Raw genomic sequence first — 14,820 nt, 5'->3', positions numbered from 1 at the left:
CGCCCCAGGGGATTTCGGTATGGCTACGAAGCGACCTCAGCCCCGTGCGGCGGTGAGCCGCCACCCGGCCGCCCGGGTGCGTTCGGACCAGAACGCCGCATACCGCCCACCGGCTTCGAGCAGCTCGTCGTGCGTACCGCGTTCCACGATCCCGCCCTCATCGAGGAAGAGGATCTGGTCGGCGTGGCGGATGGTGGGCAGGCGATGGGCAACCACGAGCACCGTCTTGCCCTGGGTGAGTTCGCGGATACCGCGCACCACGGCGGCCTCGTTCTGCGGGTCCAGGGCGCTGGTCGCCTCGTCGAGGAGCACCACGGGGGCGTTCTTGAGCAGGGCCCGCGCGATCGAGATACGTTGACGCTCGCCGCCCGACAATGCGGTGCCGCCCTCGCCGACCCTGGTGTCCCACCCCTCGGGGAGCCGCGCGGCGATCTCGTCGACCCGCGCGGTGCGGGCGGCCTGGAGCACTTCCTCGTCGGTGGCATCGGGACGGCCCACGCGGATGTTGTCCAGGACCGTCTGATCGAACAGGTACACGTCCTGGAAGACGAGCGAGACCTGATTCAGCAGTGACTCCGAGGTCAGCTCGCGTACGTCGCGGTCGCCGAGCGCGATACGGCCGCGGTCCGCGTCGTAGAACCGGGCGGCCAGTCGCAGCACCGTGGTCTTGCCCGCACCGCTCGGTCCGACGATCGCGGTGGTGGTCCCGGCGGGGGCTTCGAACGACACGCCGTTCAACACGGTGTTGTCGGCCCGATAGCCGAAGGTGACATCGTCGAACCGGATGCCGGAGTCGGCCGGTTCCGTGGGCTCCGCGGGCTCGGCGACCACCGGGGTGTCGAGGAACTTGTTGATCTTGTTCACCGCGACCATGGCGCGACGGATGGCGGTCGACAGTTCGGCGGCCTGATTGAGCGGCTCGACGAACCGGGAGCTGACGGCGATCAACGCGATCGCGACCGGCACCGAGATATCGCCCGACGTCGACAGCGAGATCACCAGCCACACCAGCGGAATGAACGTCAGCTGCACCACGAAGGAGAAGATCACCAGTCCGGGCACCGACGCCCAGATGGAGCGCGTGGTGGCGCGGCCCTGTTCGCGCAGCGCCGCCCGCAGCGACTCGGTGCCGGAGTCGTCGGCACCGAAAGCGCGCAGCACCGGCTGCGCCTGAGCGAACTCGATGACGCGGGAGTTGGCCTCGGCGGCAGCTTGATGCTGGCCCACGGTGGCGTGCGCGTAGAGCGATCCGCCCCATTTGTTCACGAAGTAGAGCACCGGCGCGCTCGCCACCATCGCCAGCGAGATCCGCCAGTCGATGAACAGCATGCCGACGGCGACGGTCGCGGGCACCAGCACGGCGGTGACCAGCGGGGTGAGCAGATGCGCGAACACGCCCATCACCTCACGCGTGCTGGAGGTGATCAAACGCGAGGCCTGACCCGAGGTGGACGGACCGAAAGCGCCGAGCGGCATGGCACCCAGATGATCGCCGAGGCGCATCTGCAAATGCCGCATCAGCGCGACGCCGATGCGCAGGCCGATCTGCGCTTGCAGGAAACTCGCGACGGCGACCACCAGATAGGCGGCCACGATTCCGGCGAGCCACCAGCCCGCGCGGTCGAGACGATCCGCGAACACGTCCTCGAGCAGGGGCGCGAGCAAAACGTAGGCGATGCCCTGCGCGATCGAGAGCACGATCAGCGCCGTGCCGTAGCGGGGGAGCAGTGGCCGGTGCTCTTCGGGCACCAGGCGGGTGATCTGGCCGATCATCGTGCAGCTCCCTCGATTTCGCCGAGATCACGGACCGCGGCCTCATTCGCGTCCCACAGCCCGCGGTAGGTGCCGCCCGCCGCGAGCAATTCGTCATGTGTGCCCTGCTCGACCAGCTTGCCGTCCTCGAGGACGAGCAGTTCGTCGACGCCGGTGATGGTGTGCAGGCGATGCGCGATCACCAGCACGGTGCGTCCGGCCACGAGTTCGGCCAGGGCGTCCTGGATCGCGGCCTCCGATTCCGGATCGGCGAACGCGGTCGCTTCGTCGAGCACCAGGATCGGTGCATCGGCCAGCAGCGCTCGGGCGATCGAGAGTCGTTGCGCCTCACCGCCGGACAGCCGGGCGTCCTCGCCGATCACGGAGTCGTAGCCGCGCGGGAGTGCCAGGATGCGTTCGTGGATCTGGGCGGCTCGCGCGACGCGCTCGATCTCCTCGTCGCTGGCGGCGGGCCGTGCCAGCGCCAGGTTCGCGCGCACCGTGTCGTGCAGCAGGCGCACATCCTGGAACACGAACGACACCTGGCGGTACAGGTCTTCCTGTGGCATCGAGCGGATATCGCGGCCACCGATGGTGACGCGTCCGCGCGTGACGTCGTGGAAGCGCGGTAGCAGTTTCGCCATGGTCGACTTGCCGGAACCGCTCGGCCCGACCAGCGCCGTGATGGTGCCAGGACGCAGCGTCGCCGTGACGCCCTTCAGCACATCGTGGCCCTCGTGGTAGCCGAACTGCACATCCTCGAATCGGACCGTTCCCGGCTCCACGGCTTCGGTCGTGGTCGCGTCGATCTGCTCCAGCTCCGCGACCTGCCACTGCTCGTACAGTCGCAGGCACGCCGCGTCGGCCTGGCGCAGCGACTGCGCCGAATAGCCGACCGTGAGCACCGTCGTGCCGAGCCCGAGACCGAGCAGCAGGAACGGCAGCAGATCGATCGCGGACATACCGCCCGAGATCAGTGGCAGGCCCACGGCGAGCACCACCACCATGAGGAACACCGGATTGAGCAGCAGACCGGCCGCCGCCTCGATCCGCGTCATCGGCGTTGCCCACGCCTTGAAATAGTCGGCGAATCCCTCCACCGCCTCCCGGTAGCGCACGTGGGCGCGACGGGCCTGGCCGAACGCGCGCACCACCTGGATGCCGTCGACGAATTCGACCGTCGCCGACTCCGAGCGCTTCTCCCACTCGGTGTATTCGCGCATCTTCTCGTCGTAGTTGCGGCCCATCATCGCTCCGAGCGCCACCCCGTACAGGGCCAGCGGCGCCAGCAGTGCGAGCGCGAGCCGCCAGTCCACCAGGAACAGGTAGCCGAGCGTCAGGATGGGCGTCACGATCGCCGCGGTGAACTCCATCTGCGCGTGCGCGACCAGATAGTGGATGGCCTCCACATCGTCCTGGAGGAGTTTTTTGACCTCACCCGAGGTGCGGGCCCCGAACCAGCCGAGTGGCACCCGGCGCAGCTTGTCGGCCAGCGACTGCCGCAGATGCAGCTGGTTGTCGGCGTCGATGACGTGGGTCCACAGCAGCGCGCCGGAATACAGCATGCCGCGCAGGCCGAGCAGGATCAGCGCCACCAGCACCGGCTGCCACACATCGGTGGTGTCGCCGTCGAGGAGCCGCCGAGCGGCCTCGACGATCAGCACGAACGGCAGCACCGCGCACACCGCGGAGACGAACACGATCGCGCTGGCGATCGCCAGCCGCCCGCGCACCGGCGCGAGCACCGCGTTGCGCGCCGTCTTCTCGGCTTGTCTGGCCTGTTTCGGGTCGGCGACCGTCTCGGGACGGTCGCCGGTCAGGCTGTCTTCGGGCACAGAGGAACCCCTACGCATCGTTCGGGCGGGTAGTCACGGGCAGTCTATCCAGTTCGCTCGAATGCAGGAAAGCCTTGCCTAATGATGGAGTTCTACTGTGACACGCGGCACTTCCCGAACCGCGCGCGGCGGTCGAGCCCGGATGTAGGTCCCCTTCGTCCGGATAGGCACTGCTATGGTCGGTCGTCGGACACGGGGTGCTTCGCTACCGCGAGGCTGAGAACACACCCGGCGAACCTGTTCAGGTAATGCTGACGAAGGGATGTCACGGCGTTGCACGCCCCTACGACGAATACGGGTCGGTTCACCGACCAACTCTGGGACCGGACGAAGGTTCTCCGGGTCGCGATCGACGACCTGGAATTCCTGCGGCGACTCGGCGACGGCACCCTGCCGCCCGAGGTGTTCCGCACCTACATCGAACAGGATTCGCTGTATCTGACCGGGTACTCGAAGGCGCTGGCCATTCTGGCGTCGAAAGCGCCCGATCCGCAGACCGCCGCGTTCTGGGCGAACTCGTCGGCCACCGCCGCCGCCGTGGAATCGGCCATGCACGACGAGTTGCTCACCGGGGGCGCGCTGCCGCCGCGCGAGGGTGCGCCGGAGCATTCGCAGACGTGTCTGGCCTATGTGTCGTATCTGATCGCCACGGCCGCCACCGAGCCGTACGCGGTGGGGGCGGCCGCGGCGCTGCCCTGCTTCTGGATCTATGCCGAGGTGGGTCGCGATCTGGCCGAGAGCGCCGCGCAGGTGGTCGCCGCCGACCCGGACCACCCGTACGCGCGGTGGGTCACCACCTATGGCGCCGAGGACTTCCAGAAATCCGCCGCCACGGCCCGCTCGCTGGTGGACGCGGCCGCCGAGTCGGCGACCGGCCGTGAGCGGGAGGCGATGGCCGCGGCATTCACCCTCGCCACCCGGTACGAGTTGATGTTCTGGGACACCGCCCTGCATCCGCAGCCCTGGCCCGCCGGATGAACGGCCTACGCCGCGCGCTCGCGGTCGTCGTCGCCGCTGTCGCCACGGTGTCGACGCTCACCGCCTGCGGATCGGGTGGCTCCGACGAGACGATCCGCTTCGCGCTGGACTGGACGCCCAACACCAACCACTCCGGGCTCTACGTCGCGATGCAGCGGGGCTTCTTCGCCGAAGCGGGCCTCGACGTGCAGATTCTGCCGTACAACAACACCGCGGTCGACACCGTGATCGATGCCGGGAACGCGGAATTCGGTATCAGCACACATAATTCGTCCACTTTCGCCCGTGCGGCGGGCGCACGCACGAAATCGGTGCTCGCACCGCTCCAGCATTGGGCGACCGGCATCGGCGTGCGCGCCGACCGTGCCGATATCGCGAGCCCGAAGGACTTGGACGGCAAGACCTACGCGGGGTTCGGCGACCCGGGCGAGAAAGAAGCGCTGCAACAAGTCATTCGGAACGATGGCGGCACCGGCGATTTCACCTCGGTGATGCTGGGATCGTCGGCGTACGAGGCGGTGTACTCCGGTAACGCCGACTTCACCGTCTCCTATCTGGCGTGGGAAGGCATCGAGGCCGAGCACCACGGCACGCCCATGAAGTACTTCCGCTACACCGATTTCGGGTTCCCCGACGCGTACGCCATCGTCATCGACGCCAATGAGGACTGGCTCGCCGCGAACCCCGACCGCGCGCGACAGTTCGTGCAGGCACTGCAACGCGGCTACCAGTTCGCCGCCGACAACCCCGACGCGGCGGCGCAGGACCTGATCGACGCCAATCCGGGCGCGTTCAACGACGAGTCGTTGGTCTTCGAGAGTCAGCGGATGCTGGCCGAGCAGTTCATGAAGGACGCCGACGGCCGAGTGGGCGGCCAGACCTCGGCGCAGTGGGCGGCCAACTCCGGATTCCTGTATCGCGGCGGCCTGCTGAACGGGCCCGATGGTGCACCGCTGGCCACCGAACCCGACTGGTCGAGCTATTTCACCAATGAATACCTCACCACCCCGTGACATCGCCGTAGACGGGCCGGTCCGCTCCGGTGGCATCCGGTGGGCCGTACCGTCGGTCGTGACGGTGGCGGTGCTGGTCGCCGTCTGGCAGATCTACGTCACCACCAGCGGCGTCCGCCCGCAGGTGCTGCCTTCGCCGCTGCGGGTACTGCGACAGGGGTGGGCGCATCGTGACGAGATCGGCACCCACGCCGCCGCCACCTTGCAGGTGACGCTGATCGGATTCGCGGTCTCACTGACGCTGGCCTGGACGCTGGCGATCATCGTGGACTTCTCCCCGTGGTTGCGGCGCGCGTTCGTGCCGCTGTTCGTGGCCTCGCAGACCGTGCCGATCGTGGCGATCGCGCCGTTGATGATCATCTGGTTCGGGTTCGGGCTGCTGCCGAAGATCCTGGTGGTGTCGCTGGTGACCTTCTTCCCGATGGCGATCGGCCTGATCGAAGGGTTCGCTGCCGCCGACCGGGAGGCGGGCGCGCTGTTGCGGAGCATGGGTGCCTCGCGGGTGCAGGTGTTCCGGTACGTGCGGTTGCCCTCGGCGGTGCCGCGATTCTTCACCGCGCTGCGGATCGGGATCACCTACGCGGTGGTGGGTGCGGTGTTCGCCGAGTATGTCGGCGCCAGTGAGGGCCTCGGCATCTACATGAGCTTGCAGAAGAATTCGTTCCGCACCGACCTGGTGCTGGCGGCGGTGCTGGTGACCGCGCTGCTGAGCATCGTACTGTATCTGGCGACGTTCGTGATCGAACGCCTGATCGCGCCATGGGCGCTCGCGGAGAACAGGGGCGGCCGTGGTTGACGACCGGCTCGTCGTGGACGGGCTCAGGAAGTCCTTTCCCGGGCACGGGCGGCGTAGCCCGGATCTCGCAGTGCTGGGCGGGGTCTCGTTCACGGTCGGATCGGGTGAGTTCGTGAGCGTCATCGGGCCGAGCGGATGCGGGAAGAGCACCGTGTTCAACATGCTCGCCGGACTCGAATCCCCCGATGCGGGCGCCGTCCACTTCCACGCCACCGCTGACAACAGCCCGGCCGCGCACTGCGCCTATATGCCGCAGAAGGACCTGCTGTTCCCCTGGCGGACCATCCTCGACAACACCATGCTCGGCTTACAGGTGCAGGGCGTGCCCAAGTCGCAGGCCCGCCGCCGCGCTCGCGAGCTGTTCCCGGTGTTCGGATTGGCCGGGTTCGAGAACGCCAGGCCCGCGCAGCTGTCGGGTGGTATGCGGCAGCGGGCCGCGCTGCTGCGGACCGTCGTCCAGGAACGTGACGTGCTGCTGCTGGACGAACCCTTCGGCGCGCTCGACTCGTTGACCCGCACCGAGATGCAGTCCTGGTTGCAGCAGGTGTGGCAGCGGTACCGGTGGACGGTCCTGATGATCACCCACGACATCCGCGAGGCCGTCTACCTGTCCGACCGCGTGATCGTGCTGTCGGCCCGCCCCGCCACCGTGCGCCACGAAGTGCGCGTCGACCTCCCACGACCACGCGACCTGTCGACGATCACCGCACCCGAATTCGTCGCGCTGGAGCAGGAACTCCTCGAAATCCTGCACGAGGAATCGCGCCGGGCGTTCGCCGAACAGAAGACCCACACACCGTCATGAGCGGGTATCCGCTGTCTGACACCAGGTAGGTCGAGGTGGTGCCGTTGGGCGGTGAACGCAGGCGATCGCATGCTGCGCGCGTTTACGCCATGTGGTGCGAGCATCTGTCTCGCGGATCACCGATGGCGTGCACCGGAAATCCGCACCCAACCCGATCGTCCGTCTGGCGCGAGTAGGCGTTCCCCACTCGGAATCGGCAGCGGACCGAGCGCTGTCGGCCGAGTAAGCAACTCCGGTGCCGCTCAGCCCACCGATTCCAATGCGAGCCCGCCGTGGATCGAATGGGGTAAGCGGCGGCGGTTGGGGGAGTGCAGGGCGGTGGTGAGGTCGGTGCCGTCGTGTTCGGCCAGCAGGTCGCCGGTGTCCCAGACCAGCAGGGTGGCGCTGACGGTGTTCTCGGCGGTGGAGTGGGCGAGATCGTAGTGGGCGCAGGCGGGGACGTGGGGGTAGGTGATCCAGAGGTCGTAGCCGGTCATGAACAGATCGAGGTCGAATTGCACGCTGAGGCCGAGTAGTTCGCTGCGGCCGTTGTCGTCGACACCGGCGAACGCCTCGTCGAGGGCGAGCAGCCGGGGCGCCTGCGGGTCGGCGGAATCGAGCATGACGTGGGCGGCGGCGAACAGCGGCAGATGCAGGGAGACCGACTGTTCACCGCCCGAGAGGGCGCTGTGGCGGGCGACGGTCAGCCGGTCCTCGGAGCCGTCACCGGAGATCAGGGTGAACGAGAACACCCGCCAGGTGCGGTAATCCAGGGTGGCGGCGAGGATTTCGGGATAGGAGCGTTCCGGATGGGCAGCGCGGGCGGCGCGGATCTCGGCGGCGAAATGGGCCCGGATGGCGGCCAGATCCTCGGCGCCGAGTGCGGCGGTGTCGCGGTCGAGCAGTTTGCACATCGCCCGCGCGGCCTCGGACAAGCCGTCGGCCAGCAGCCAGTGCACGCCGATGGTGTTACCCGAGGACATGCGCCGCTGTTTCATCTCGGCACTCATCCGGCCGATCAGATCGCGGGCATCGCTGGTGCGTTCGTGGATCTGCTGGGCGAGGCCGGTCAGCAGGGCGTCTTCGAGAATGCGGCGTTCGGCGTCGGTGAGTAGTAGCTCCTGATCGCGGCGCGCGGCATCGACCCGATGCGCGAAATCCGCGAGCGCGGCCACACCGTGGTCGTCGTGGACGCGCACCACGGTGAGCCCGTCGGCGGCGTCCCAGTGCACGCGATAGTCGCGGCCCGAAGCCGCCAGCGCGGCATCGAATTCCTGAAGTGCCGTGGTGACCGCGCTGCGGGTGGATTTACGGCCCGCTTCGGTGGCCCGCACCGATTCCGTGGCGGTGCGCAGTTCGGCGAAGAGTTCGGCCACCTCGTCGGGCAGCACCCGCGGCTCGGATTCCGGTCCGGCCGAGGCGATCCGATACAGCAGCTGATCCGGCGTGGACCAGGCGGCATCGCTGCTCGGCCAACGACATTCGGTATTCGCGCCCAGCAGCGCGAGCAGATCGGGCTGCGCGTAAGGCGCCAGTGCGCGCACATCGGCGAGCACTTCGGTCAGCGCGGTGCCCAGCGACTCGTGCGCGGTGCGGTAGGCGGCCTCCGCGTCGCCGACCGCTTCGATGGCGGTATTGGCGGCCTTGCGTGCCGCCTTCTGCTCGGCCCGCGCCGCGTCGATGCGCTCGCGGGCCTGCTCCAGGTCCCGATCGATATCGGCGGCGCTGGCACCGAGCGATTCGCGCAGTGTCTCCAGTTTGCGGGACTGCTCCTCGAACCCGGCGCGCGCGGCTTCGGCCTCCTCGGCGAACGCCTCGGCGAGATCGCGCGCCTCGGCATGCCGGTCGCCCGCCTCGCGTTCGCGTTCCCGATCGCGCTCGTGTTCGGTGCGCAGACGCAGCAGCCCGGTGCCGGTGTTCTCGAAATGCCGGATCGCGGCGGCGAGGGCATCGATCTCACGCGGGTCGCGTGGGGTCCGGTGGGCGGCGGCGGCCGTGCGCACCGCCTTCTCCGCGGCCGACACCTGCGTCACCGCGTGGTCGAGATCGGCCTCGGCCTGGGTCGCGGCCTCGGTCTTGGACCGCAGCATGCCCGCGCATTCGGCGACCGCACGCAGGGCGGCGGTCACACCGGTGGGGCGCGGCAGCGCTTTGGCGGCGGCGCCGATCCGAGTCAACCGGTCGGCGGCGTCGCGTTCGTCGTCGGCGGCGGCCTGCTGTGCGGCGGTGGCGGTGCCGATCGCCTGATCCAGTTCCGCGATCCGCAGTTCCCGGCGGCGTGCACGTGCGGTGGCGCCGATGAACTCGGCATGCGGTTTGCGGTGCCGACCGAGTTGTACGCCGATCCGGAAATGGCCGGAGGTGCAGACCGCCCCGCCCGATCCGACTCCGGTCTGCGAACCCGTGTGCATGGGATCAGTTGCACCCGTGGTGGTCGGTATGTGGCTGTCGAGCGCAGACCTCTCGGCTCGGCCGTCGCCGGATGCCCGAGGTCCGCCGTCGCCGCTCGAGGCGAACCCGGCAGTGTGCGCGATATCGGATCCCGAGTCCACCACTGCGATCGAGGCCAGCACCGCGGCGACATCCGTGTGGGGCACCGCGAGTTCCGCCGATCCCTCCTCCACGACGAGCACATCGGCGAGAGTGCGGCCGGTCGGGCGCGCATCGACGGGCAGCGGGACGAGGTAGGCCTCGGAGTCGTGGTCGGCGGGGCGGTCGGCGTCGGCGCAGATCCACGCGTCGAGCAGACCGGCCGCGGCCAGCGCCGCTTCGATACCCGCAGCGTCCTCGGCGGGGACATCGTCGGCGAAACAGACGAGCTGCCAGAGGGGACCGCCCGGCCGATCGGCGCGGGAGTCGGTCCGGGTGGGGGAGGGCGGTGGGGCATCGTCGCGCTGTGCGGCGACCTGCGTCTGTTCGGCAGCAAGTTCGCGGAGCTGCTGATCGGCCGCCGCCACGCGGGCCTTGGCCTCCTGGCGGCGGGTGCGCAGTGCGTCCAGCAGCGGTTCGGCGTGTTCGGCGAGGATTTCCGGCAGACCGGCGACCTCATCGATGCCGGTCCGCGCGAGCGCCGTCTCCAGCGCGTCGACGATCTCGTTCCCCTCGGCGCCGTACACCTCGCGATGCGTCGACCACCAGTGCCGCAGCGCGGCACTCGCTTCGCCGCGCGCGACACCGACCGCGGCCTCCGCACCGGCGATCTCGGCGGCCGCCGCATCGCGGGCGGTGCGGGCGCGATCGGCGAGGCGTTCGGCCCTGCTCCGCTCGGCGGAGGCGGTATCGAGCAGGCCGAGTGCCTGACGCACCGCGCGCACATCGGCATCGCGTTCCTCGGCATGGCCGCGCACCGCGACCGTCAGCTGCTCGGCCCGCGACATATCCGGCAGTGGAGCCCATGTGATGCCAGCTTCTTCGGCGGCCGCGCGCAATTCGTCCTCACCGCGGGCGAGCGCCGCCGCGGTGGTGGCGACGGCCGCCGCGGCACGTTCGGCCTCCTGCGCGCGTTGATCGAGCGTTTGGGCGGCCTTGACCGACTTGTCACGATGCGCGCTGGCGGAGGTCTCCAACCGGCGGACCGCGTCGGCGAGATCGTCGAGCTGCTGTTTGCCCTCATAGGCGCTGGAGCGTTGCAAGGTCTCCCGGTCGGCGATGGCCTGTTCGTAGGCGCGATCGGCGTCATCGGCGCGCGCCTCGGCCGCGGTGCGTTCACCCTCGCGACGCTCCCGCAGCGCCGTCGCCGCGAACAACGCGGTGCTCGCATGCGTGACGGCGTCCAGCCGGGCGGCCACCTGCTCGACATCGGTCTTGGCCTGTATCGCAAGATATTTGCGGTACACGGCCACGAAGTCCCTGGTTGCGCTGTCGGCCTCGACCAGTCCGGCGAGTGTGCGCCCGACCTCCTCCATATCGCTGAACGAGCGGGCGGCGTCCATGATCAGCTGATCGTCGAGCGGCCGCAATCCGTCGGTCAACGCCTGGGAGAGCCCGCGCGGATCGAGGTTCTTGGCCAGCTGCGGGCGGCGCAGGGTGAGGATGAGGTTGATGAGCTGGTCGTAGCGTTGAGTGCCGAGGCCGAACATACGGGCGTCGATCGCGGCCCGGTACTCCACCGGACGATCGACGATGGCGTCCGAGCCGATCTGCTCGGCCAGCTGTTTGCGGGTGAACGGCCGATCGTCGGGCCCGAGCAGGGAGAAATCGACGCCCACCCGACCGTCGGCGACGAAGTACCAGCGCGTCACCTTGTCCGAGGAGCGTGTGGCCCGCATACCGATCCCGACCGTCACCACCTCCGGATCGTCCCAGCGGCCGCGCGCGAACTCCATCCACACATAGGAGTAGGCCGAATCCTGTTTGCGATACAGCAGATTCGACTTCATGGTGCGTTCTTCACCGGCGAACGGGTTGAGCCGCCGCGGCTCGATCCGGCCGTCGAGCACGAATGGGAACAGCACCTCGAGCGCCTTGGTCTTACCGGAACCGTTGGGTCCGCGCAGCACCAACCTGCCGTCGGCGAAACAGAACTCCTGATCGCGGTAGTCCCACAGGTTCACGATCCCCGCGCGGGTCGGCACGAACCGCACCCCGCCATGAATGAGCGACATCTACTCGGCTCCTTCCCTACCGGCCGTGTCCAGCACGGGTTCCGGGTGACGTCGGTCGTCGGTGGTGGCTGCGTCCTCGTCGGCGGCCCCGAAGGTTTCCGCAGCGGTGACGAACAGCTCGGCCGATTTCTTCGCGCGCACCGTCACCACAGCCCCTCGGTAGCGTGCCAACGCGGGTAGCACCAGCAGCCCGTCGGGCACGCAGACCACCAACCGGAGCCGTTCGAGCAATGCGACGACCTCGGCGGTGAGCCCAGGCACGTCGGCCTGCCACTGGGCAGCGAAGGTCGCGCCGTAGCGGTCGGCGAGCGCGCGGACGGTGTCATCGATCCAGGCGGTGTCGAGGAACGGGTAGTCGGGAACCGGGTCCGGTTCGGCCGCGGTCTCCTCGAATCCGATTGGTACCGAATCGAGTTCGCTCAGAGGTTCGAAGACCGACGACTGCGGGATCGCGGCGTCCAACTCGTCGGCCAGCGCCGACTCGGACTCGGGGTCGCCCGTGCGGCGCAGCACCGGATCGTCGATATCGAGGACCCGGTCGGCGATCTCACCCGCGAGCAGCAACCCGACCTGCGCGAGCGTCCCGGTACCTGGGAACCGGACATCGGACAACCGTCCGGAGGTATCGATCAACGCGACACCCTCCGCGCGGCGTTCGGCCCGCAGACCGGTGAACAGCTCCACCTCGGCGATGAGCCGATCCTGGGTCAGCAGCGGCGATTCGTCGGGCCCGAGATCGGCGGCATACACCACAGGCCGCTCGACCAGCGCCCGTCGCACCGAACGCGCCGCCACCGCATGACGGGTCGATGCCGGGCCGGGGCCGTCGGATTCTCCGAGCAACCCGTGCACGCTGTGCAGATGCTGCAATGCTCGGGGCGGCCGGAACAGGGCGAACACCACGGCGCGATCGATATCGTAGAGCGCCTCACCCGCGGTCGGGTCCGAGGCCCAGCCGCTGGCATCGCCGTCGGCCAAGGTGAGCGCCCCACGCGTCGCCAGCCACCCGACCGCGTCGACGAAGCCATCACGGTCGGCGGCCCGGTCGGTCGCCAGATCGAGTCCGTCCAACTGCGCGGTGTACACCGACACCTGATCGGCCAGCTCGGACAGGGTGATCTGATCACCGGCCCGCCCCAGCGCCGCCAGAGCCAGCGCCAGATACGCATAGCGGCGGCGGTCGAAGACCCGGTCTGCGGTGGTGCGGGCGGGTCGGCTCGCATCCAGCCGGTCCAGCACCGGAAATACCCTGGCCGTGGTCTCGGTGACCTCCAGCCGGTACCCGAACAACTCCGCGAGATCCTCGCGCAGCTCGGTGGCCCAGCGCCGCACCAGCGCAAGCGCGATGCGATCCGGATAGGTGCGGGTGACCAGGTGATTGGCCAGCATCACGCGCGCCGCGCGCTGATAGTTGTCGAGCGCGAGCGCATCGATACGCCTGCTCATACCCGGCTCCCCTCGGCGTCGGTCGCGCCATTGCGCGCCGAGGCCCGGGTGGTCTGGCGGACCTCCAGTTTGCGATTGTTCAGATGCAGCATCCCCGCGGCCGTGCGGACCACGGTGGAACCGCTGTGCGGTGACACGGTGAGCGTGACACCGCTGTCGGACCCGCTGGTACCGCCGACCCGCCCGCTGACCGGCACCCACGCGGTCGAGGCGGCGTCGAGCAGCCGCAGCAGCACCTCGGTCTCGCGTGGATCGAGCACCCGATCGTGCACATCGGCCCCCGCCAGCGATCGGGCGGCCGCGGCGCGTTCGCGCTGGGCCGCCAGTTGGGCTTCCCGCAACCGCCGAATACCCGCGTCATTGCGATGGATCCGGGCGGGCGCACCGGCCGACGGTGGTCGCCCGGTCTCGGCGAGGGTGCGCGAGATCTCCAATGGTGGTGCCTCCCACCAGGACCGGATCGCGGGCACGATATCGGCGTCGGGATGTTCGGTGGCCAGATGCCGCGGGCGGCCGAGCCCGAATACGGCATCGAAGAGGGCGTGCGCGCTGTCGGCGGTCGGTGCGGCGGTGAACCAGGCCGCCAGATGTCGCAGCGCCGACTCCCGGCTCACCCCGCCCCTGCGCGTCTCGGTGACCCGCCGCAACAACGACAGCACCGCCGCGATCGCGCTCATGGTCGCCTCACGCAGCCGTTCGGCCTCGGTGCTCGCACCCGCGGCGTCCTCCGGCGGCACGAACCAGGTGCGCAGACCGTCCCAGCGGGCACGCCAATCCGCCCGTCGCCGAGCCGGACTCAACAACACCCGCTCATCGCAGCCCGCGGCGCGTTCGATCAGCTCATCGATACCGGTGTCCTCGACGGCGAGGATCGCGGCGGCCAGCCGCGGCGCGAACCGGGCCAGATCGAGGCCGAATTCGCGCATATGCGCGAGCAGCGCGTCCTTGTGGGCGAGGAAAGCCTCCGGGGTGATCTCGGTCGTACGCACCAGATCGCCCAGCGACAGATAGAACTGCGCCGCGTGCCCGGCCATATCGGTGAGCGCGATATCGAGCCTGCGCAGGGTGCGGTAGACCCGCTCGGCGTCGGCGCCGCGGTTGGCCTCGGCGAGGGCGTGCAGATCGGCCAGCAGCTCAGGCAGTACCAGCCGCGGCAGCGACACATCATCGAGCCGGGCTTCCAACACTCCGGCGACGGCGCGATAGGCCTGGAACCCGGCCTGGGCGAACTGGTAGACGAAATGCCGGTTGCGGTATTCGGCCAGGGTCGCCGCGCGGGAGCCGTCATAGCTGCGTTCGAGCACACCCCAGCGGTGCAGCTGATCGAGCAGCGGGCCGATCTCCGCCGCGGTGAGCACCGTGGCGGCGGTACCGGCCGGTTCTGCGGCATCGATCCAGGTGGCGACGTCGTCGGCGTGCAACAACACCACATAGGCGGCCCGCGCCCGATCGAAGGCGTCGAGAACGCGCAGGTAGTCGGCGCGCTTGTCGGCGGTGGCGAACGAGAACAGCCGAAGACGCTCGTCCCGGAACGCGGGTTCGGTGCTCGGGGAGCCGTCGGCGGAATCGGTCACCGGGAACAGGGTAATAGCGGGCCGGTCGCTACCGGCAC

9 protein-coding genes and 1 riboswitch are annotated in these 14,820 nt (G+C 69.2%); of the genes, 4 read left to right on the top strand and 5 right to left on the bottom strand.

Annotated elements, in window-relative coordinates; translation table 11 throughout:
* Positions 1-36: 36 nt before the first annotated feature.
* Positions 37-1,773, bottom strand: a complete 1,737-nt coding sequence (locus tag QH168_RS24125) for an ABC transporter ATP-binding protein (protein WP_280467913.1) — start codon at positions 1,771-1,773, stop codon at positions 37-39.
* On the bottom strand, positions 1,770-3,587 hold the full coding sequence (locus QH168_RS24120; protein WP_280467912.1) for an ABC transporter ATP-binding protein: 1,818 nt from the start codon (positions 3,585-3,587) through the stop codon (positions 1,770-1,772). The genes QH168_RS24125 and QH168_RS24120 overlap by 4 nt, the downstream gene beginning before the upstream one ends.
* 183 nt (positions 3,588-3,770) lie before the next feature.
* Positions 3,771-3,867, top strand: a riboswitch (TPP riboswitch).
* Between QH168_RS24120 and QH168_RS24115 the strand changes: the two genes are divergently transcribed.
* The 4 genes from QH168_RS24115 to QH168_RS24100 all read left to right on the top strand — a co-directional run bounded on the left by QH168_RS24115 (position 3,861) and on the right by QH168_RS24100 (position 7,179).
* Entirely contained in the window at positions 3,861-4,565 is a 705-nt protein-coding gene (locus QH168_RS24115; RefSeq protein WP_280467910.1) for a TenA family protein, read from the top strand. Its footprint overlaps the riboswitch before it by 7 nt.
* Positions 4,562-5,578, top strand: coding sequence for an ABC transporter substrate-binding protein (locus tag QH168_RS24110; protein WP_280467908.1), 1,017 nt, complete (start codon positions 4,562-4,564; stop codon positions 5,576-5,578). The genes QH168_RS24115 and QH168_RS24110 overlap by 4 nt, the downstream gene beginning before the upstream one ends.
* Positions 5,556-6,374 (top strand): ABC transporter permease, encoded by an 819-nt coding sequence (locus QH168_RS24105; protein WP_280467907.1) that lies wholly within the window; start codon positions 5,556-5,558, stop codon positions 6,372-6,374. The genes QH168_RS24110 and QH168_RS24105 overlap by 23 nt, the downstream gene beginning before the upstream one ends.
* Complete coding sequence (locus QH168_RS24100) at positions 6,367-7,179, top strand: ABC transporter ATP-binding protein (protein WP_432421161.1); 813 nt, start codon at positions 6,367-6,369, stop codon at positions 7,177-7,179. Before QH168_RS24105 ends, QH168_RS24100 begins: the two co-directional genes overlap by 8 nt.
* Positions 7,180-7,421: 242 nt before the next feature.
* Here QH168_RS24100 and QH168_RS24095 read toward each other — a convergent pair whose 3' ends face one another.
* The 3 genes from QH168_RS24095 to QH168_RS24085 are packed head-to-tail and all read right to left on the bottom strand — an operon-like array spanning position 7,422 to position 14,782.
* Positions 7,422-11,762 carry an SbcC/MukB-like Walker B domain-containing protein gene (locus QH168_RS24095; protein ID WP_280467906.1) on the bottom strand — a complete coding sequence of 1,447 codons (4,341 nt, stop codon included), beginning with the start codon at positions 11,760-11,762 and terminating at the stop codon, positions 7,422-7,424.
* On the bottom strand, positions 11,763-13,208 hold the full coding sequence (locus tag QH168_RS24090; RefSeq protein ID WP_280467905.1) for a TIGR02678 family protein: 1,446 nt from the start codon (positions 13,206-13,208) through the stop codon (positions 11,763-11,765).
* Positions 13,205-14,782, bottom strand: coding sequence for a TIGR02677 family protein (locus tag QH168_RS24085; RefSeq protein WP_280467904.1), 1,578 nt, complete (start codon positions 14,780-14,782; stop codon positions 13,205-13,207). The genes QH168_RS24090 and QH168_RS24085 overlap by 4 nt, the downstream gene beginning before the upstream one ends.
* Positions 14,783-14,820: the final 38 nt, after the last annotated feature.

This window comes from Nocardia cyriacigeorgica, assembly GCF_029868385.1.
Lineage (GTDB): Bacteria > Actinomycetota > Actinomycetes > Mycobacteriales > Mycobacteriaceae > Nocardia > Nocardia cyriacigeorgica_F.
Note: the sequence above shows the minus strand (reverse complement) of the source record. Positions and strands in the feature narration are given on the sequence as shown.